The organism is Lacticaseibacillus zhaodongensis (assembly GCF_009687905.1).
In the GTDB taxonomy this organism is placed as follows: Bacteria; Bacillota; Bacilli; order Lactobacillales; family Lactobacillaceae; genus Lacticaseibacillus; species Lacticaseibacillus zhaodongensis.
On the sequence record NZ_BLBG01000015.1, the window covers coordinates 1 to 20,228 of the forward strand.

Sequence of the window (20,228 nt, forward strand, 5' to 3'; positions counted from 1 at the left end):
TAATTCTTCCTTCAGCAAAATGCTGAAGAACCTACATTTATACGAAACTTTGTTCAGTTTTCAAAGGACTACTTTGTTGCTCGTCATCGCCTCGCGACAACTTTTATATCATATAATATTGTCAGCAGTTTGTCAACAACATTTTTTATTTTGTTAGCAATGAATGCCGGCCCGATAGGCCTTGTGCCGTTCTTGCGAACGCCGCACTCAATTGACAACTTGAATATAGTACCAAGTAGAGCCACTCCCGTCAACAGTTTTCAGCAAACTTTTTCGCCGCAACGTCCCCTTTTCAATTTTGTCTTTACGCCACAGCATTCAAAAAGCCGCAACGGCAGGACCGTCACGGCTTTTGCTTAGTTTACGAATTTACTTAATTAATGACGTTCAGACGAACTCGAGGCCGTTGCCATGGCACTTTTGCCGCCCAGCAAGGATTCATTGCTGAATAGCAGTGCGACCGTGTCCGCATCCAGCAGGCCGTGTTCCAAAATTAGTTTACGCACAGATTGACCGCTGCTCAGTGCCTCCTTGATCAGTTTCGTTGTGGCCGTGTAACCCAAGTACGGCGTTAGCACCGTCGCCGCAACGGCGGAGTGCTCAACCTCATGCTTGCAGCGCTGCTCATCCACATCCAGCTGCCGCAAGCAGTTGTCGACCAACATGCGGATGGCGGCAGTCAGTTGTTCCTCACCTGCAAAGAGCTTTTTGAAAATCAGCGGTTCAAAAGCATTAAGTTCCATCTGCCCCGCTTCGGCGGCCATGGTGACCGTCACGTCATTACCGATCACGGCAAAAGCAATCTGGCTCACCGCCTCGGGAATAACCGGGTTAATTTTGTTCGGCATGATTGATGAACCCGCCTGGCGGGCTGGCAGGTGCAGCTCACCTAAACCAGCTTGGGGACCACTAGATAGTAGGCGCAGATCATTGCAGAGTTTGTTGAGGTTCACGGCTAATGTCTTCATGGCCCCGGAAAACTCCGCAAAGACATCGGCATTCTGGGTGGCATCACTCAAATCTGGTGCCTGCCGCAACTGTAAGCCACTCAGCTTGTTGACCTGGCCCACAATGTGACTCTGATAGTAGGAACTGGCGTTAATCCCCGTCCCGATTGCGGTGCCGCCAAGGTTGACGTCGAGCAAGCTATCGCCCGCAACGCGCAACCGGCGCACATCGCGCTGGAACATGCTGGCGTAGGCGTGGAAGCTGCGGCCGTAAGTAGTTGGGACAGCGTCTTGCAGCTGCGTCCGGCCCACCTTGATCACATCCGCAAATTGGTCCGCCTTACTAGATAATGTCTGGCTGAGACTCTGCACCGCGTTGAGCAATGCCGGCAACAGCCGGACCGTCGCCATTTTGCCGGCACTCGGGTAGTCATCGTTGGTAGACTGACCCTGGTTAACATCATCATTCGGGTGAATGGCGCTGCCGCTCATCTGCTTGGCCAGGTGGGCAACCACCTCGTTGACGTTCATATTGGTGGACGTCCCCGCGCCGCCCTGAATCGCGGGAACAATGAACGCGTCCGCGTGCTTACCTAATAGTAGTTCGTTGCATGCCGCGATAATGGCTTTTGCCTTAGCCTGGGTCAAGGTTCCGCCCTCGAGGTTACACGTTGCTGCAGCCTTCTTGATCAGCAGCAGTTCGTGCACCAATAGTGGGTGGACCCGCTCCTTGAATGGAAAGTTAGCAGCAGCGCGTGCGCTGTGCACCCCATACAGTACGTCATCGGCGAGGGCAAGGCGCCCTACGCAGTCTTCTTCATAATGCATTCCGTAATCCTCCAGTCACAGCTGAAAATTAATTACTGGGCGGCACAATTGCCGTTCCCAAATATTATTCAAATTGTCAGAAGTATCGCACATTCGCGCCGGCTTGTCCATGCCTAACCCGGCTTTTGTTTCATGGAACGGTTGTGGGCGTTATAATGATAGTATTTATCAGTGACGCTAGTAAATCTGACATCAAAGGAGTCCCTCTACATGAGTCCTAAGCATTACAAAACCACCTTGTGGATCATCATCGGCGTATTAATGCTGTTACCACTCTGGATGGTCATTAAGAGTTTCGAAGCCGGGATCGGTAACGGCTTGCTCGCACTCGCCCTGCTGGCTGCCATCGTGATCGGTTTCATCATCTACGCCAAGCCAAGCAAAAAGTAAGCCGCTGCATTTTGCCAGTAACACCGGAGGATAAACAGTATGACTGACCCAGACGAAATCAAGGACCAGACCCTCACGCTTGACGACTGCACCAACGAGCACCGCTACCTAAACTGCATCCTGACTGGCAGTCTGGAGCCGGTCCATCTCGCGAGCGTGCAGTTCGATCACTGCACCTTTCAGGGTGACTGCACGCACACCGAGCTCCTCGACTGCAGCCTAACGCACTGCAACTTGGCTAATAGCGACTGGAATGAAAGTGTGCTTAGCGGCGTGCAGTTTACTAGTTGCCGGCTGACCGGCATTAGTCTGACCGCGTGCCGCCTCATTCAGTGTGCGCTGCGCGATTGTACCGCTAGCATGCTGAACCTGAGCGAATCAACGCTGGAGAAAACGACCATCACTGGGTGTGACCTGCACGAAGCCAGCATGCAGGCTGTAGTGGTGAAGCCAAAGCTGGTCCTTGACGATTGTAATTTGGACGGCGCAGACCTCACCGATAGTAACTTAGCAAAATGGGACCTCAGCGGTGCGAGCTTCAGCGCACTCATGCTGAGCCCGGACCGAATCCGGGGACTCAAAATTGCGTCTTGGCAAGCACCAGCACTGGTAGCAGTACTGGGCGTGCGGGTTAAGTGAAGGGGTACTTTCCCTATCAATATTAAAAGCACATGCTCAGTTGTTGAGTAGCAACTGAGCATGTGCTTTTTGAGTTCTACTATATATTAGCTGCGAGCAGCCACCCGGTACGCGCGCGGCGTCTGGCCAAATTGCCGCTTAAAGACGCGGGCGAAGTAGCTCGCATCATTGAAACCGGCGCGCTGCGCAACGGTCGCCATGTCGAGCTCGGTCCCCCGCAGCAGGGCCGTGGCGTATTCGAGCCGCTTTTGGAGTAACAAAGCATTGGGGCTGACGTCCAGCACCTTGGCAAACAGGTCATAGCACTGGCTGCGCCCGACCCGCCCGGCCCGCGCGATGTCGCTGACCGCAATGTCCGTCGCAAAATTCCGGTCAACATAGTCCACCATCTGCCACACCGCGGCGGTCTGGCTTGCATCGGCGGCAACCTCTGGCCGCACGTTGCGAGCGAAGTGGCCCACGGTCCGTGCACACAAGGCCAGTGCGTCGGTATACGCACTCAGCGGGTCACTGCCGCCGTAGCGGTGGTAATTCGCTAGCAGGCTGAGGCGGCGCAAAATCGTGGCCTGCCACGGAGTCTGCTTCTCCAAATACAGATAATCCTGACTACTGCTGGCGCTGTGCTGCCGTAATTCCGCACCGGCATCAGTGGTGCTCGCCGCCAGCAGCTCGGGATTGACCAGCACGGTGGCGACGCGGGCGGTCGTGCCCCGCTCGGCGCTGAGGTAATGCAGACGCCGACTGTTGACCACTAAACCCGTCCCCTGCTGCAATTGCTGCCACACGCCGTTAACGTAAACCGCAGCCGTCCCGGCAATCACGAGGTAAAATTCCAGATCAGCTTGCCAGTGCGGGGGCTGCTGGTAATTGAGTTGGTACATGTCTAGCACGTCAATATGTAGAGGATAGGTGCCCACGTTATACCGCGTCCCGGGCTTAGGTTCCGCTGTCGCCATCAGTTTTTGCCTCCGTTCCGTACGATAATGATATTTCTACGGACTATTATCGCATATTTTGCGGATTTTGCCAGCTATACTGTGGTCATTGATGCGAAAGGAGGTGGCGGCGATGAGCAAAATCAAACTGGTGGCGAGCGACATGGACGCCACCCTCCTGGATAGTGCCGGGCGCTTGCCCGCAAACTTCAATAACTACGTAACAGCACTGAGCCGGCGCGGCATTCAGACCGTGATTGCCAGCGGCCGCTCGCTGCAGACCCTGCTGGCGATGTTCCCGGAGACGCAACTGAGCCTCATCTGTGATAACGGCGGGCTGATTTACCGCAACGGCCAAATTATCAGTGCCGAGCTGGTGGCGCCCGCGATTTATCGGCAACTGGCGGCGCAGATTGCTGCGGCCGGCGACGTACCCTGCCTCTGCGGGAGCGAATCCGTCTATGTGGCCGCGGCGGACCGCAAGTACCTGCCGGAGCTGCAGCAGTTCTTCAGCAAAATCACGGTCGTGCCCGATTTGCAGCGGCTGCACGTGGCTGTCGACAAAATCAGTGCCTACTGTCCCGGTGCCAGTGCGCAGCAGCAATACGTTGCCCACTACCGCCAACTTTGCCATGGCTGCTACGAATGTACCGTTAGCGGGCCCGCGTGGGTGGACATTGCCCCGCGCGGCGTCAGTAAGGGCCGCGCCCTCCGCATGCTTGGAGCACTCGATGGCATCACGACCGACCAGATGCTGGCCTTCGGGAACGCCGCCAACGATAAGGAGATGTTACAAACAGCCGCGTACAGCTTCATCGTGGCCAACGCGGATCCCGGCATGGAAGCTTACGCGCGCTTTCGCACCACCTCTTGTGATGACAATGGTGTGCTGCGGGTCCTGACCCAACTGCTGCGGCAGCCGAAGCCACCAATGAACGCAGCCCTGCAGGCTTAACAGCGAATTGCGGCAACCCACTTAGGCGTAGACCATTGCCCCAATCGGCCTACCGCAATTCCCCCTCACTAATTTCCACACAAAACCAGTAGCAGCCCGCGGGGGCCGTGTCCCGCGGGCTGTTTTTTCGCTACCATAGTCTAGCTACGAGGAACTAAAGGTTGCGGCCAAAATGTCAAAGCCCAGGTATTTAGTCCGGAGCTCCCTAGTCCTCACCTTCAGACCGTTCCTCTCCGCTCTGTACAAAAAGAGCCTGCAGTTTTTGCAAACTGCAGACTCCCATTAAATTCATGTTTAATTAGTCTTCTGCAACGAAAGGCAAGAGACCCATGATCCGACTGCGCTTGATCGCAATCGTAAGCTTCCGCTGGTTCTTTGCGGAAGTACCGGTAACCCGGCGTGGCAAAATCTTGCCGCGTTCAGAAATGAACCGTTCGAGCAAGTTAGTGTCCTTGTAATCGATGTATTCAATGTGGTTTGCTGCGATGAAGTCTACCTTACGGCGACGACGACCGCCTCCACGACGTTGCTGTGCCATCGAAATCACTCCTTCTTTTTTTAGATTTTAGAAGGGAAGATCATCATCCGAGATGTCGATCTGCTTGCCGTTGCTGGCAAACGGATCGGGATTGTTGAACGGGTCGTTAGAGCTCTTGTTACCACTAGCACCGTTGCCGGCGTTCTGGTTCGAATTGTTCTGCTGATTACCATTCATCTGGTTCCCGGAGCCAGCTGGGGCAGCCGGCCGTGATCCACCCTGGGCTGGACGGTTCTGCTGTGAACCGTTGCCCTGGTTATTGAAGGAATTGCTACTGCTATTTGTATCGTGGGGCCGGGCCTCAGTTGTGGCACGGCTTTCGAGTAGGGCAAAATTGTCGACGACCACTTCGGTCACGTACACACGCTGGCCCTGAGCGTTGTCATAAGTCCGGGTTTGAATCCGGCCCTCGACCCCGATCAGTGAACCTTTACGTGTGAAGTTCGATAGGTTTTCGGCACTCTTACGCCAAATAACGCAGCTAATAAAGTCACTCTCACGTTCGCCCGCCGCGTTCGTAAACTGGCGGTCAACTGCAAGTGTAAATGTCGCGACCGCGGAACCACTCTGCGTGTAACGCAGGTCGATGTCCCGAGTGAGGCGACCAGTTAATGCGACTTGATTAATCATTCCTTCGTCCCCCTATTACCGGGTACTAGGCCCGGTTAGTCTTCACGCTTAACGATCATCTGACGCAGAATATCACTGCTGATCTTAGCAAGACGATCGAATTCGTTGATTGCTTTGTCATCAGAAGCAGTTGCGTTAACAATGTGGTAAGTACCTTCAGTGTACTTATTGATCTTGTATGCGAACTTACGCTTCTGCCAGTCTTTGGAGTCAACGATTGTTGCACCGTTATCCTTCAAAATGTTGTCAAACCGTTCAACAAGAGCTGCTTTGCCTGCTTCGTCCATGTCAGGACGGATGATGTAGGTAATTTCATACTTTGTTTCAGTCATTTGACGTTTCACCTCCTTATGGTCTATTGGTCTCTACACGTAGTAGAGACAAGGGGCAAGCACGGGGTCACTAGGACCAAATACTCACAGACCAATAGCTTATCATAGTTCGGTGCAGGCGGCAAGCACCCACGGGCCACGAGCAAAATATTTTTAGCGACGCCGTGGTTTCTTGCGACCATACTAGTACATTACGCAATGGGTGGCCATCTTTACCGCGGCCACCCAAAATTTTGCCACTATTTTTCCGCTTTGAATGTCGCCACGATCGCCGCGCAGGCCGCGTGACTGGCGATTGCGGACTCCGGGCTGACTGGATTGGCGCCGCCGTCACTGACGGCCTTGAGGAAAGCACGGGTCAGAATCGCAAAGCCGCGCGTTTCGAGCGTCGGTTCCCAGTCGGGCCGGTGCTGGATCTGAATGCCGCTGGTCGTTGCCACCCGCAGCTGGAGCAAGTCGTTGCTCGTCATGCGGGCGTCCGCGGCCTGCACCGTCACCAGTTCGTTGTTGGCGTGGGCGTCCATGTTGGTAATAACTTGCACCTGACTGTGCACGCCGGTCACGGTGAGGTAGCCCTGCAGCAGCTCGCCCGCATCATTGCGGAGCACCCGCGCCGTCTGCCCAGTGACCGGCTCGTCCATCAGCCACAGCGCCGTATCGACGGAGTGAATCATTAGGTCCCAGACGGCAAATTCGGCGTCTTGCAGGGTGTGTTCGCGGTCTTTTTCGGCCACGATCATCTGCTTATTGGGCAGCTGTTTGAGTGCCACGTTGTTCGGCGCAAAACGGCGGTTAAAGCCGCAAGTAAGCAGCACACCCTTTTGCTTGGCCAGCGCGTACAGCTCCCGCACCACGTTCACATCTGTTGCCACCGGCTTGTCGACGTAGACGTTAATACCCCTGCCGCAAGATCTGCGGGTGCGTCGTGGTCGGCGTGTGCACGAACACGGCGTCCATCCCCGCCGCAACCAGCTGGTCCACGGTCTGGAACACGTTCGTGAAGCCGTATTTGGCCGCAAGCGCGTGGCCCTTCTCGGCGTTACGTGTGCACAAGTACCAGTCATATTCATCCTGCATTCCCGCCATCACCGGCAGGTAGGCCTTTTGAGCGATGTTGCCCAGACCCATTACCCCAATTTTTAGCATCAATAGCTCCTTACTTGCGGCCAGCTCGCCGCGCTAGTGTTAGCGCTATTATACCACGAGCAAAATTCAGGCATGCGTGAGCGCGATGTGGTAAATGCACAGCGGTTCATCCCCCTTACCGGGGACCTGCCGCTGCAAAACGCCCCCGTTGGCCTCAATTACGTGGCGGCTGGCCTTGTTCCCGGCGGCGGCCGTCAGGATCACGAAGGGCTCCCCGCGGCGCCGGTACAGGTTCAGGGCGTACTGCAGTAGTTGCTGCGCGTAACCGTGCCTGCGCTGACTGGGCGCGACGCCGTAGCCAATGTGACCACCCGTTTCCGCCAGCTCCGGCGTCATCGCGAGCCGGCAACTGACCCGTCCAGCGATGGTCGCGGCGTCCAGAAAGAGGTAATAATCCACCTGGGGCACCCGCCACTCCGCAGTTGGCTGCAAATTGCTCAGCGCGCGCATGATGGCCTCGTCAACGGTATCGTCAGCATCAAGTTGCCGCCTTATCCCCGCACTGTATGGATTATCCGCATCATTGTCTAGAAAATCACGCCGATACACAGCGTACGCCGCCGCATCCTCGGCGCGCAAACCCCTGATCACCATCAGAACGCACTGAAGCCGCTGATAGTGTCAGCGTCGAGCCGTTCGAGCAGAGCCACGGTAAGCGCCACCGCGTTCTTGTAGTCAGCCAAATTCGCCCAGTTGTACGGCGTGTGTTCGTAACGGACCGGAATGCCCACAACGACCGTTGGGGCACCCTTCCAGTTGCCGATTGCCGCGCCGTCCTGGCCGCCGCCGGTGCGCACTGCCCGGGTGTAAGGAATGCCAAGTTCGGTCGCCAGGTTGGTAGCGTAGGTCTGGAATAGGGGGTTGGCAACAAAGGTCGTGTCGTAATCCCGCAGCATCGGGCCGCCGCCCATGCGGGTCTGACTGAGCCAGTCGGGTTCAAAGGTATCGTCGGCCGGCACCCCTTCGAGTACGATACACAGGTCCGGGTCGATTTTGCGCGCGGTCACGTATGCCCCCCGCAGACCGACTTCCTCCTGCGCGGACAGACCGGCCGCAACATCCACGGCCAAATTTTTGTCGGCAAGCTGGACTAAAGTCTCGACCATGGCCGCGGCACCGAGCCGATCATCAAAATCCTTGCCAAAAAGTAGCCCTTTTTGTTCGTTATATTCGAAGTCCACATCGACAAAAATTGGGCAGCCAGTATCAACCTTGAAGTCCTGAATGGTCTCCTCGCGGCTCGATGAACCGATATCAACCGACATCTCGGCAATCTGCGGCACCGCGTTGCGCTCCGCGGCGGTCATGAAGTGTGGCGGCTTGGTCGCCACCACGCCGGGCAGATAATCGCCGTCCTGATTGCGCACGCGCACCTTCATCGCGGGCAGGTTAGTGGGCACCATCCCGCCGAGCGTGACGAATTTGAGCATCCCGTTCGGCCGGACCGCCTGCGTCAGCAGCCCCACCGCGTCCGAGTGGGCGTCCAGCTGCACGACGGGGCGCTTACCGGTGTTGCCCTTCCGCCGCAAAATTGCGTTAAACATCCCGTCAACGGTCAGCTCACCGAGACCCTCCGTCTGCTCGGCGAACAGGCGCACGACTTCACCCTCGAAGCCCGCGGTCCCGTTGGCATTACTGAATTGCTTGATTCTTTCGACCGACTCCATAATCATTAGCCTCCATGTTGTCTTGGCAAAAGTAGCATCGTTTTCGATAAGCCAACAATAACCGGCAAGCGCATACAGGTCAACTACCTGATGTGCTGTAGGCCGGGCAACGGCACTGTCGGGTGGTGGGGGTATCTACTCCCGCTCCGCCACTGGGGTGGTCCATGCACAGGGTCGCGTTCGAGCCTTGCAAAGACCACAAGTCTCGCCGCTTAGCTCGGGCCAACGCTCCCTTCGGTCGCCCTGTTGTCCCTGCGCTATCCCCAATAATTGGTGGCAAACCTGCAAAAATCGCAGTTTCGCGACCAATTATTGCGATGGCATGGCCCACCCCCGTGGCTACCGCTCCGTAGATACCCCCACCACCCTACGCTAATCTCCATTCTTACAAAACGATTGAATTAACTCTCACAAGGTAACCTTAAAATGCTATTCGTTGATACTACAATCCAGTAATCAACCCAACAATTTGGAGCTTAGGGTTTAAAAAGTTCCACCTGAGTATGCAAACTCTGGTTACCTGCTTAATTACTCAAGGGGAGTTTTAACTAACTGCTATCTTTCCTAATTCTGTTAATCAGATTGTAAGTAGCGACTGGCGTGATATCAGTCCGATAACAGAATAGTTTAGTGTCCATCAGGCAATAGAAATAGCCCAGTACTACTACAAAATCAATGTAGGGCGGTGGGGTCAGCTACGGAGCGGAGGAACGGGGCTGCTCCATGCCATCGCGATAATTGGCAGCTAGACTGCGGTTTATGCAGGCTTGCGGCCAATTATCGGGGGAAGCGCACGGACAACAATGCGAGCCGGAGGCGAGTGTTGGCCGCCAGCTTAGCGGCAAGACTTGCTGGTTTTGCAAGGCTTGAACGCGACCCTGTGCATGGAGTAGCTCCGGGCTGGAGCGGGAGTAGCTAACCCCACCGCCCGGGCCTCTACCTGACCAGTTAACTGTACGCAAATAGGGACCGGAGCAATTCAGCCCCGGTCCCTATCGCTAATTCAATTAACTATTTTTGTGAATCGTCATTGTCGCCGTTATCAGCATCCCCATTGTCCTGGTTCTGCTGGTCATCTTCGGCGCGGTGCAAGAGTTCCTGCACCTGCTGATCCTTTTGCCCGTCAACCGGCTGGTCGGCGCCCGTCGTTGCAGCACTATCCGTTGCGGTCTCAGCATCAGTATCAGCCGCGTCTGGATCATCGTCATCAACGTGGTCCACCTTGGCCATGGTTGCGACCTTGGTGCCCTCGTCGACCCGAATGAGCCGGACCCCAATCGCGCTACGACCGGTCTCGGAAACATCGGAAACGTGGAAGCGGATCATGACCCCGGCGTCGGTAACAGCGAGAATGTCCTCGCTGCCGTCAACCGTGGTGATGCCGGCGAGTGGCCCGTTCTTCTCGGTGATGTTGGCGGTCTTGATACCCTTACCGCCGCGACCCTTGACTGGGTACTCACTGACTGGTGTCCGCTTACCATAACCCTTTTCGGAGATGGTGAAGACTTCGTGGCCCTGGCGCATGATGTCGCTACCGACAACGTAGTCACCAGCACGCAGGTTCATCCCCCGCACCCCAGCGGCGCTGCGACCCATGCTGCGGACCGCATCCTCCTTGAAGGTAACGGCGTAACCATTGTGACTGCCGACCATGATGGTGTCATCACCGTCCGTCAGCAGCACGTTGGTCAATTCGTCATCATCGTGCAGGTTCAGCGCAATCAGGCCGTTGCTGCGGATGTTTTCGAATTCAGCAACCGGTGTCCGCTTAACGGTCCCCTGCTTCGTGACGAAGAAGAGGTACGCGTTCTCGACCTTGGTCCGCGGCACGTTGATGACAGCCTGAATTTTGTCACCCGCACCAATACCGAGCAGGTTCACAATTGGAATCCCCTTGGCAGTCCGGCTGTATTCAGGAATCTCGTAACCCTTATCACGGTAGACCTTCCCGTTGTTCGTGAAGAACAGCAGGGTGTCGTGCGTGGAACTGGTGATGAGGTGTTCCATGAAGTCGTCATCATGGACACCCATCCCCTGAATCCCGCGGCCGCCACGGTTCTGGGTCTTGAACTCGTCTTGACTCAACCGCTTGATGTAACCGTTGTGGGTGAGCGCGATGACCACGTTCTCCTCTTCAATCAGGTCTTCATCCTCAATGCTGAGGACTTCGCCAACGCGCAGTTCGGTCCGGCGCTTGTCGCCGAACTTGTTCTGGATGTCGAGCAGTTCTTGGTAGATGATCTGGTGAATCCGTTCTGGCTTGGCCAAAATGTCTTGGTAGTCCGCGATTGAAGCCCGAACGTCTTTCAATTCGTTCTCAACCTTGTCGCGTTCCAAACCGGTCAACCGCACCAGCCGCATGTCCAGGATGGCCTGACTCTGCTTGTCAGACAACTTGTACTTGTCCATCAAAATGGTCTTGGCCTGGTCCCCAGTCTGGGAACTCCGGATGATGTTGATGATTTCGTCGATGTGGTCGAGGGCGATGTGCAAGCCTTCCAGGATGTGTTCCCGGGCCTTGGCCTTCTTGAGGTCAAAGGCGGTCCGCCGCCGGATAACTTGTTCCTGATGCTGCAGGTAGTACTGCAGGATTTCCTTCAGGGACAAGGTCTTTGGCGCACCGTTGACGATGGCCACCATGTTGAAGGAGAAACCAGTCTGGAGTGGGGTGAGCTTGTACAGGTTGTTCAAAATGACGTTAGCCGACATGTCGCGGCGCACATCAACAACGATGCGCATCCCCTCACGGTCGGATTCATCGTTGACATCCGTGATGCCTTCAATCTTCTTTTCCCGCGCCAGGTCCGCTATCCGTTCAACCAGCTTGGCCTTGTTGACCATGTACGGGATTTCCGTAACGATGATGCGTTCGCGGCCGGACTTTTCCTGCTCGATTTCAACCTTGGCGCGCAGGGTAATGGTGCCCTGGCCGGTTTCATAAGCCTTGCGGATGCCGCTCTTACCCAGAACGACCCCACCGGTAGGAAAATCAGGGCCAGGCAGTGCCGTCATCAAGTCAGCGGTGGTGGCATCCGGATTGTCCATCAGGATGTGCAGCGCGGAAATGACTTCGGCCAGGTTGTGCGGCGGGATGTTGGTGGTCATCCCGACCGCAATCCCGGTGGCCCCGTTAACGAGCAGGTTCGGGAAGCGGGCCGGCAAAACGACTGGTTCACGTTCCGTGCCGTCATAGTTATCCTGCCAATCAACGGTGTCCTTGTTGATGTCGCGGAGCATCTCCATCGTGATTTTGCTCATCCGGGCTTCGGTGTACCGCATTGCGGCGGCACCGTCACCATCGACGGACCCAAAGTTACCATGGCCGTCAACCAGCATGTAGCGGTAGGAGAAGTCCTGCGCCATACGCACCATGCCTTCGTAAATCGAGGAGTCACCATGGGGGTGATACTTACCCATGACGTCCCCAACGATCCGGGCACTCTTCTTATATGGCTTTTCGGGGGTGACCCCAAGTTCGTTCATCCCGTACAGAATCCGCCGCTGGACTGGCTTCAGCCCGTCACGAACATCTGGCAGCGCGCGGGCAACGATGACTGACATCGCGTACTCGAGGAATGATTTGCGCATGGTTGGGACGAGTTTGACCGTCTCAATGCGGTGATCTTGATTATCCATATTCCGCTATTCCGCTCCTCTCTCAGAGTGTGGCAGCAGTTGTTTAACCACTACCACACGTTACTAGCATTTACTGCTAACAATATCGGTTTGTTTAAGTGCCAGATGCTATGCGTCGATGTTCTTGGAATCAACGTACACGGCGTTGTCCTCAATGAACTTGCGCCGCGGCTCAACCTTGTCGCCCATCAAGACTTCAAAGACTGATTCAGCATCCTGCGCGTCCTCTGCAGAAACCCGCAGCAGGCGCCGGTTCTCTGGGTTCATGGTCGTATCCCATAGCTGGTTGGCGTCCATTTCCCCAAGACCCTTGTACCGCTGAATCTCAGGCTTCGGGCTCGGTGGCAACTGGCCTAGCAGTTCTTCGAGCTCGGCATCCGTGTCGAGGTAACGCATCATTTTGCCCTGCTTGACCCGGTACAGCGGTGGCTGGGCGATGTAGACGTAGCCCGCATCGAGCACCGGCCGCAAGTAGCGGTAGATCAAGGTGAGCAACAAGGTCCGAATGTGGGCCCCATCGACATCGGCATCGGTCATGATGATCAACTTGTGGTAGCGGGCCTTCGTGATGTCGAAGTCCTCACCGAAGCCGGTCCCCATAGCGGTGAACAGCGTCCGAATTTCTTCGTTCGCCAGGATCCGCTCCGTGGAGGCTTTTTCAACGTTCAAAATTTTGCCCCGGATTGGCAGGATGGCTTGCGTCAAACGACTACGACCACTCTTAGCGGAACCACCGGCGGAATCCCCTTCGACGATGAAGAGTTCGGAGATTGCCGGGTCCTTACTGGAGTTATCCGCCAGTTTGCCAGGCAGACTGGAGATTTCCAGACCACTCTTGCGCCGGGTAACTTCGCGGGCCCGCTTAGCAGCCAGCCGCGCCTTGGACGCTAGGGTCGCCTTGTCGATGATCAGCTTGGCGGCACTCGGGTGTTCCATCAGGTACTTAGTGAAGTGGTCGGAGAAGGTCCGGTCGGTCACCGTCCGCGCGTCCGAGTTCCCCAGTTTGGTCTTGGTTTGCCCTTCAAACTGCGGGTCTGGGTGCTTGATGGAGACAACGGCGGTCAGACCTTCACGGACATCATCCCCGGTCAGCGCGTCATCGTTATCCTTCAGCGCGCCGGACTTGTGGGCGTAACTATTGATGACCCGCGTGAGGGCGGCCTTGAAGCCGGCCTCATGCGTCCCACCTTCATATGTGTGAATGTTGTTGGCAAAAGTCAGCAGGTTGCTGTGGTAGTCATCCGTGTACTGCAAGGAGACTTCAACCGTGATGCCGTCCTGCTGGCCCTCAACGTAAACTGGTTCCGGCAGCAAGGTGGTCTTGCCGCGGTCCAAAAATTCAACGTAGTGCCGGATCCCGCCTTCGTAGAAGAAGTCGAGCTTCTCGGCCGTGTCGGCGCGCTTGTCGGTAAAGGTCAGCCGCAAGCCCTTGTTCAGGAAGGCCAATTCGCGGATGCGGGTCACCAGAATTTTGTCATCGAAAACCGTGGTCTCGGTGAAAATGTCTGGGTCCGGAACGAAGTGGACCTTGGTACCGTGGACATCTTCGGGAACATCCCCGATGACGTACATCGGCCGATCGACCTTGCCGCGCTTGAAGGTGATGCCGTAGCGCTTGCCGCCATGGGCAACCTCAACTTCAACGTGGGTCGACAGCGCGTTCACAACGGACGCACCAACCCCGTGCAGGCCCCCAGAAACCTTGTAGCCGCCACCGCCGAACTTACCACCGGCGTGCAAAATGGTGTAGACGGTTTCCAGCGCCGGCCGCCCAGTCTGCTTCTGAATGTCGGTTGGAATCCCGCGCCCATCATCGGTCACGGTGATGGAGTTATCAGCCTCAACCACCACGTCGATCGTGCTGGCAAAACCGGCGAGGGCTTCATCGATCCCGTTGTCGATGATTTCCCAAACCAGGTGGTGCAGGCCCTGACTAGATGTGGTCCCGATGTACATCCCGGGACGCTTCCGAACGGCTTCTAGGCCTTCCAGAACTTGAATCTGGCTGGCATCATATTCCGCGGCCCGCTCGGCTTTGGTTTCTTTTTCATTATCCTTATCGCTCAAGGCTTGTTCCTCCTGCTCGCGTGACTTCTAAGTATCAAAAACCATCTTGTTTAGTGAGCACACCGGCGTGCACATTGAAAATTGCCGGTTGCTGAATTATTTCCCGGGCAATCCCGTCCAAACTCGTGGTGGTCAGGAAGGTTTGCACCTTATCCTGAATCGCCGTGAGCAGGTGGGTCTGCCGCTTGTCGTCCAGTTCGGACAACACGTCATCGAGCAGCAGCACCGGGTACTCGCCGGTCTCCTGCTTCATCAAGTCGATTTCGGCCAGCTTCACGGCCAGCGCGGTGGTGCGCTGCTGGCCCTGGCTCCCGTAAACGGCAACATCGCGGTCGTTCACTAGGAACTGCACGTCGTCGCGGTGCGGACCAAACAGGGTCGTGCCCTGATCGAGCTCACGCTGGCGGTGCTTGGCGAATAGTGCCGCCAGCTCCGTCGTCGCAGCCGCAGCGTCCGTGTGGGCCGCTTCCGGCACCTGACTGGCGTAACGCAATGCGAGGTGCTCGGCCCCATGACTGATTTCGCTGTGAATGACCGCCGCAAACTTGCCCATGTCCTGGAGCAGGTGCGCCCGGGCGGCAATCACCTTGCCGCCAAAACCACTCAGCTGCTCGGTGAGCACGTCCAAGTACACGAGGTCCTTGGCCTGATGCAAGCGCAGCTGCTTCAGGTAAGCGTTGCGCTGCTTCAAAACGCTGCGGTACTGGCTGAGGTTGGCCAGGTAACTGGCGCTCATCTGCCCGAACTCCATGTCAATGAAGCGGCGGCGCAGGGCCGGACTGCCCTTAACGAGGTTCAGGTCCTCAGGCGCAAACAAAATCACGTTCAGCTTACCCAGGTACTGCGACAGCCGGGGCGCCTCCAGGTTATTCACGCGCGCGCGTTTACCGGCGGCACTGATCACTAGCCGGAGGTCGGCACCGCCACTGGAGCGGAGTACCCGCCCGTCGATCCGGGCAAAATCACTACCAAAACGAATTAGTTCCCGGTCGTTGTTACTGCGGTGGCTGCGCGTCAGGGCCAAAACGTAGATGCTTTCCAGCAGGTTCGTCTTGCCCTGAGCGTTGCTGCCGATGAGCACGTTGATCTGCGGCGAAAACTCCGCGAAGGCCTGCTCATAGTTGCGGTAGTTCCGCAGCTGCAGTTTCTGCAAATACATGTTTACTCCTGAACGAGCTTGTAAGTGCTGCCGTCCGCGAGGGTGATGACATCCCCAGCGGTCAATTTCCGGCCGCGCCGGTTATCTGCTTCGCCATTAATATCGACCTCGTTTTCAGCGAGATACCACTTAGCAGCCCCGCCAGTACCAACGATCCCGGCCTCTTTAAGAAATTGGGCGAGGGTCAGGGTAGGTGTGTGAATGGTTATTGTTTGCATTCAGTTCACTCTCCATTTGCACGATGAGTTCCAGTAAATCGGCGGCGCAAAATTACGCCGCCGCACAGTTTTTATCCACTACCTATTATAGCCGTTTTCATGGCTTTTAACAATCAATTTGGCGGTTAAAAGCGCCATTTTGCGGCACTAGTTATGACTAGTACCCAGTACCACAAATAACCCTTCGCCGCTTAAATCGCCTCAGAATGAGTTCTAGGGCGAAATCGACCGGAAAATAGCTTCTCAGGTCGCAATCAACTCGCCGCAAGATTGTTCGGATTTTGCGGGCGGAATGAATAACGCAGCCAGACCGCAAAATCTGGTCATTCTTGCAGTCCGATCAGTAGCCGCACACTGACCAGTGACTGCTTGCAGTACCAATTTTGGTCAGACTGCCCCCGACTCAAGAAAAAAGGCCCCCGCTTCCGCAGACGCACTACGGAATTGGAGGCCTCATCCCGCGATGAAATGTCATCTCACCGCGGAATAACAGAAACTGTTATTTATTTAATTAGCTAATTGTTAGAAGGTCCGGACCGGCGTGATCAGCTGGATGTAATTCTCGTGATCTTCGCTTGGCACCAGTGTAAACGGCCGCAGTGGTGCGGTGAACGCAACTTCGATGGTGCTCTGACCAAGGCCTTGGAGCGCAACCTTCATGTAATCAGGGTTGAAGGAAATCTCGAGGTCCTCCCCTTCAAGCTTGCTGAAGCTGAGCTGCTCTTCAACATTCCCGACTTCAGGTGAGTTCCCGTAGATCGTGACGGTCTGCTTGGCCACCTCAATCTTCAGGCGCACAACGTTATTGCGGCCTTCATGACTAAGCAGGCTGGCCCGGTTGATTGCAGCCAGTAGTGCCGGCGCAGCGAACTCAATGCGCGTGCTGGAGCTGTTCGGAATCAAGCGGCTCGTGTCCGGGTAATTGCCATCAAGCAGCCGGGAGTAGAAGGCGGTCTGCCCGATCATGAAGAGCACCTGGTTGTCGGCGATCCGCAGCTCGATTTCCTTGATGTCATCGGTCAGCATCCGGCCCAGTTCGGTCAGGCTGCGGCCGGGAATGATGAACTCGGCGTTAGTCTGGTCGCCTTCGAGCTTGATGCTGCGCTGGGCGAGCCGGTGGGAATCGGTTGCAACAGCAATGAGTGTACCATCTTGAACAACAATGTGCACGCCGGTCAAAATCGGCCGACTTTCCTGCGTGGAAACAGCGATGACGGTCTGATTAATGATCTGGTGGAAGACGTCAGCAGGTAAGGTCAAGGACCGGTCCGTACTGATTTCTGGCAGCTGCGGGTAACTTGCCGCATCCAGACCATTAATGGTGAATTCACTGGCCCCACTAGTAATGACGGCCTGCAAGTTGTCCTCAACGGCAACGGTCATGTCGTCTTCCGGCAACCGCTTAACGATTTCACCGAAAAACCGGGCGGGTAAGAGAATTGAACCAGGTTCATCAATGGTCAAAGTGTTGTTTTCGCTGTCTTCCTTGATGGTGGATTCGATTGAAATATCGGCGTCAGAACCAGTCAAGGTCAAGCCGCTTGCGTGGGCAACGAGTTTCAGATCCGTGAGTACGGGGATGGTGGTTTTGGAACTAATGGCACGGCTGACGTCGTTGAACGTCCGCAAGAAGCTGGAACGGTTGATTGAGAATTTCATTACTGGAGACCTCCCGAGTTTAGATAGATATATATAAAGAAAAGTAGTAGTAGTAGTAGGGCCTGGGGATTTGTGGATAAGTGGCAAAAGCGCCCGTGGTTCTAAGTTATCCACCTGTTGACAAAATGTGGATAAAAATTACAGGCTTGCAAAGTTATCAACATGGCGACTTTTGGGCAGTTTTAGCCCTGGTTACGCAGCTTGTTTTTGAGTTCGATAATTTCGGCTTTCAGGTCGGAGTCATTGGCGACTGCCTTGCTGATTTTATCGCAGGCGTGGATGACGGTGGTGTGGTCCTTGCCGCCGAATTCCTGGCCGATACGTGGCAGGGAGTTGTCGGTCAGCTCGCGGGCCAGATACATTGCGATTTGGCGCGGCATGACGATCTGCTTGACCCGCTTGCGGCCTTTGAGTTCCGTGACCGTGACCTTGTAGTACTTGGCCACGACCTCTTGGATCTCACCGATTGTTAGTTGCGCATTTTTGCCGGACAGGTTCAGGCTCTTGAGTGCGTCGGCAACCAGGCCGGTGGTGATGGTCTCTTGCTTCATATCGGAGAAAGCCTTGACCCGCAGCAGCGCCCCTTCGAGTTCCCGGACGTTACTATCGATTTGGCCGGCGATGTAAGTGAGCGCGTCTTCCGGCACGTCGAGGTGTTCATCGGTGGCCTTGTTACGCAAAATGGCGATCCGGGTTTCCAAATCTGGCGGCGTGATGTCAACGGACAGGCCCCACTTGAAGCGGGATACCAGCCGGTCTTGCAGGTTGGAGATCTCGTTAGGCAGGCGATCACTCGTCAGCACGATCTGCTTCTTATTGTCGAAGAGCGTGTTGAAGGTGTTGAAGAACTCGTTTTGCGTCTCCGTCCGCTTGGCCAGAAACTGAATATCATCGACCAGCAGCAAGTCCACGTGGCGGTAAGTCTGCCGGAACTGCTCGGTCGTGCCGGTGGCGATGGCGTTGATGAAGTCGTTCGTGAAGTTCTCGGAGGTGACGTACTTGACGTTGGTCTCCGGGTTGGTTTCAAGCAAGCGGTGCCCGATAGCCTGCATCAAATGAGTCTTGCCCAAACCAACGCCCCCATAGATGAAGAGCGGGTTGTACAGCGTGCCGGGTTCGTCGGAAACCGCGAGTGCGGCGGCGTGAGCCATCTGGTTTCCGGTTCCGATGACGAATTCCTCAAAAGTGTAGCGGCTGTTCAATGGTGATTCCGCTTTATAAGTGGGAACTTGCTCGGGCGCTGCCGGTTCGGCTGCCTTTTGCCGCTGCGGTTTGCTGCCCGCAATCGTCACTACGGGGTTGATCTCCGTGCCGTTAAAAGCGTACGCGCCCGCAACGACTTGGGTGACGAGGTTGCGTTGCCAGTAATCCTTGTGCAGTTTATCGGGCACTTGAATCTCTAGCGTCCCCGCCTCTAAGCGAACTGGTTTAGCCGTGTCGATCCAGGTTGTGTAACCGACCGCGGACAGTTTCGTCCGGAATGATTCAATGAGGTACGCCCACAATTCATCCATTTCTGCCATGCGGACTCCTTTCCTTCTGTGCAAATTCACTGAATTTTAGATAGGTGGAGATGGTGCGCAGAATTTAGTGCGCACCATCCCCACGAAAATTATTTTTTTGACCACTGCCAGCAGTCAAAATACCAAGATTGAGTTTAGCATTTGCCGCGAAAGTTTTCCACAGGCAAACGGTAATCCACAGGCAGGAATAACTGAATCCGGAGTGTTCACCACTGGTGGACAGTGGAAAACTCGGTCCTGTGGATAGTGTAAAATCATAACCGTAGTTGCTAGTTGTCCACAGAAAGCTGTTCAGAACTGACGCTGTTGGGGCAACATTCGTTAGACTTAAGCACAGCAAAATATCTGCTTGTTGATAACTTATTTACACGCTGTTAATTGCCAATTATTTTCCGGAAAAGCCTGTGGATTATTTTTGCAGTCCTGAAAGATTTTATTTTTATCCACAGGCTTATTTACCCCAGCCGTGACGGCCAAAATTATGGAGGCCTTGTGGATAAGTTAGAAGGCGACCGCGCTAATTTTTCCTTTCATTTGTCCCGAATCGGCGTTCTAATATCTTGCAAAGCGGTGATAATCGTGGTAAAACCTTGACGCCACGCGAAATAATCCGTATAATCAACGTTTGTTTAAGTCTTGTAACTATGAAATGAACATAAAAAGTTCAACTGAAGGAGGTGCCCCCTATGACCACAAAGCGTACTTTTCAGCCTAAGAAGCGTCACCGCGAACGCGTGCACGGCTTCATGAAGCGCATGAGCACTAAAAACGGCCGCCGCGTATTGGCTCGTCGTCGTGCTAAGGGCCGCAAGACTCTCGCTGCCTAAGCAGCCAGAATCGTGTGTCTTAGCAATAAAAGGAGCCAAGACGTAACCTACTTCGTTATGTCTTGGCCCCTTTTTTTGGTTAAATGATGAAATGGTGTCCTTGTCGCCGGCTTTTGCCCCGTCCCCGTGCAT

The 20,228-nt window shown here is 55.3% G+C and carries 19 protein-coding genes; 4 read left to right on the plus strand and 15 right to left on the minus strand.

All coding sequences use genetic code 11. The annotated features are described in order from the left end of the window. Positions 1–377 precede the first annotated feature (377 nt). Complete coding sequence (locus GN107_RS09080; protein WP_155287544.1) at positions 378–1,775, minus strand: aspartate ammonia-lyase; 1,398 nt, start codon at positions 1,773–1,775, stop codon at positions 378–380. Positions 1,776–1,985: 210 nt separating this feature from the next. Between GN107_RS09080 and GN107_RS09085 the strand changes: the two genes are divergently transcribed. Both GN107_RS09085 and GN107_RS09090 read left to right on the plus strand, forming a co-directional pair. Continuing rightward, positions 1,986–2,165, plus strand: a complete 180-nt coding sequence (locus GN107_RS09085) for a hypothetical protein (protein ID WP_155287545.1) — start codon at positions 1,986–1,988, stop codon at positions 2,163–2,165. 39 nt (positions 2,166–2,204) lie between these two features. Next, positions 2,205–2,804 (plus strand): pentapeptide repeat-containing protein, encoded by a 600-nt coding sequence (locus GN107_RS09090; protein WP_155287546.1) that lies wholly within the window; start codon positions 2,205–2,207, stop codon positions 2,802–2,804. Between the two features lie 86 nt (positions 2,805–2,890). Here GN107_RS09090 and GN107_RS09095 read toward each other — a convergent pair whose 3' ends face one another. After that, positions 2,891–3,760 carry an AraC family transcriptional regulator gene (locus GN107_RS09095; protein ID WP_155287547.1) on the minus strand — a complete coding sequence of 290 codons (870 nt, stop codon included), beginning with the start codon at positions 3,758–3,760 and terminating at the stop codon, positions 2,891–2,893. Positions 3,761–3,872: 112 nt separating this feature from the next. Between GN107_RS09095 and GN107_RS09100 the strand changes: the two genes are divergently transcribed. Beyond that, positions 3,873–4,694, plus strand: coding sequence for an HAD family hydrolase (locus GN107_RS09100; protein ID WP_196246306.1), 822 nt, complete (start codon positions 3,873–3,875; stop codon positions 4,692–4,694). Between the two features lie 298 nt (positions 4,695–4,992). Here GN107_RS09100 and rpsR read toward each other — a convergent pair whose 3' ends face one another. The 13 genes from rpsR to dnaA form a co-directional block, all read right to left on the minus strand. Continuing rightward, positions 4,993–5,232 carry a 30S ribosomal protein S18 gene (gene rpsR / locus GN107_RS09105; RefSeq protein WP_155287549.1) on the minus strand — a complete coding sequence of 80 codons (240 nt, stop codon included), beginning with the start codon at positions 5,230–5,232 and terminating at the stop codon, positions 4,993–4,995. 27 nt (positions 5,233–5,259) lie between these two features. Next, a complete protein-coding gene (ssb, locus tag GN107_RS09110; RefSeq protein WP_155287550.1) occupies positions 5,260–5,862 on the minus strand; it encodes a single-stranded DNA-binding protein in 603 nt (200 codons plus the stop codon). Between the two features lie 35 nt (positions 5,863–5,897). Then, positions 5,898–6,194 (minus strand): 30S ribosomal protein S6, encoded by a 297-nt coding sequence (gene rpsF, locus GN107_RS09115; protein WP_155287551.1) that lies wholly within the window; start codon positions 6,192–6,194, stop codon positions 5,898–5,900. Positions 6,195–6,433: 239 nt separating this feature from the next. Then, positions 6,434–7,066 carry a Gfo/Idh/MocA family oxidoreductase gene (locus tag GN107_RS09120; protein WP_230678592.1) on the minus strand — a complete coding sequence of 211 codons (633 nt, stop codon included), beginning with the start codon at positions 7,064–7,066 and terminating at the stop codon, positions 6,434–6,436. Between the two features lie 19 nt (positions 7,067–7,085). Beyond that, positions 7,086–7,340, minus strand: coding sequence for a Gfo/Idh/MocA family oxidoreductase (locus GN107_RS11395; protein WP_230678593.1), 255 nt, complete (start codon positions 7,338–7,340; stop codon positions 7,086–7,088). Between the two features lie 66 nt (positions 7,341–7,406). Further along, positions 7,407–7,919, minus strand: coding sequence for a GNAT family N-acetyltransferase (locus GN107_RS09125; protein ID WP_230678594.1), 513 nt, complete (start codon positions 7,917–7,919; stop codon positions 7,407–7,409). A 14-nt stretch (positions 7,920–7,933) separates the two neighbouring features. After that, positions 7,934–9,013 carry a M42 family metallopeptidase gene (locus GN107_RS09130; protein ID WP_371863486.1) on the minus strand — a complete coding sequence of 360 codons (1,080 nt, stop codon included), beginning with the start codon at positions 9,011–9,013 and terminating at the stop codon, positions 7,934–7,936. 1,005 nt (positions 9,014–10,018) lie between these two features. Next, on the minus strand, positions 10,019–12,643 hold the full coding sequence (gyrA, locus tag GN107_RS09135; protein WP_155287554.1) for a DNA gyrase subunit A: 2,625 nt from the start codon (positions 12,641–12,643) through the stop codon (positions 10,019–10,021). Between the two features lie 108 nt (positions 12,644–12,751). Further along, positions 12,752–14,710 carry a DNA topoisomerase (ATP-hydrolyzing) subunit B gene (gene gyrB, locus GN107_RS09140; RefSeq protein ID WP_155287555.1) on the minus strand — a complete coding sequence of 653 codons (1,959 nt, stop codon included), beginning with the start codon at positions 14,708–14,710 and terminating at the stop codon, positions 12,752–12,754. Between the two features lie 34 nt (positions 14,711–14,744). Further along, positions 14,745–15,869 carry a DNA replication/repair protein RecF gene (recF, locus tag GN107_RS09145; protein WP_155287556.1) on the minus strand — a complete coding sequence of 375 codons (1,125 nt, stop codon included), beginning with the start codon at positions 15,867–15,869 and terminating at the stop codon, positions 14,745–14,747. 2 nt (positions 15,870–15,871) lie between these two features. After that, positions 15,872–16,087, minus strand: coding sequence for a S4 domain-containing protein YaaA (gene yaaA / locus GN107_RS09150; protein WP_155287557.1), 216 nt, complete (start codon positions 16,085–16,087; stop codon positions 15,872–15,874). Between the two features lie 522 nt (positions 16,088–16,609). Continuing rightward, entirely contained in the window at positions 16,610–17,746 is a 1,137-nt protein-coding gene (dnaN, locus tag GN107_RS09155) for a DNA polymerase III subunit beta (protein ID WP_155287558.1), read from the minus strand. 182 nt (positions 17,747–17,928) lie between these two features. Continuing rightward, on the minus strand, positions 17,929–19,269 hold the full coding sequence (dnaA, locus tag GN107_RS09160) for a chromosomal replication initiator protein DnaA (protein WP_155287559.1): 1,341 nt from the start codon (positions 19,267–19,269) through the stop codon (positions 17,929–17,931). 686 nt (positions 19,270–19,955) lie between these two features. Here dnaA and rpmH point away from each other — a divergent pair. After that, positions 19,956–20,096, plus strand: coding sequence for a 50S ribosomal protein L34 (gene rpmH / locus GN107_RS09165; RefSeq protein WP_155287560.1), 141 nt, complete (start codon positions 19,956–19,958; stop codon positions 20,094–20,096). Positions 20,097–20,228 lie beyond the last annotated feature (132 nt).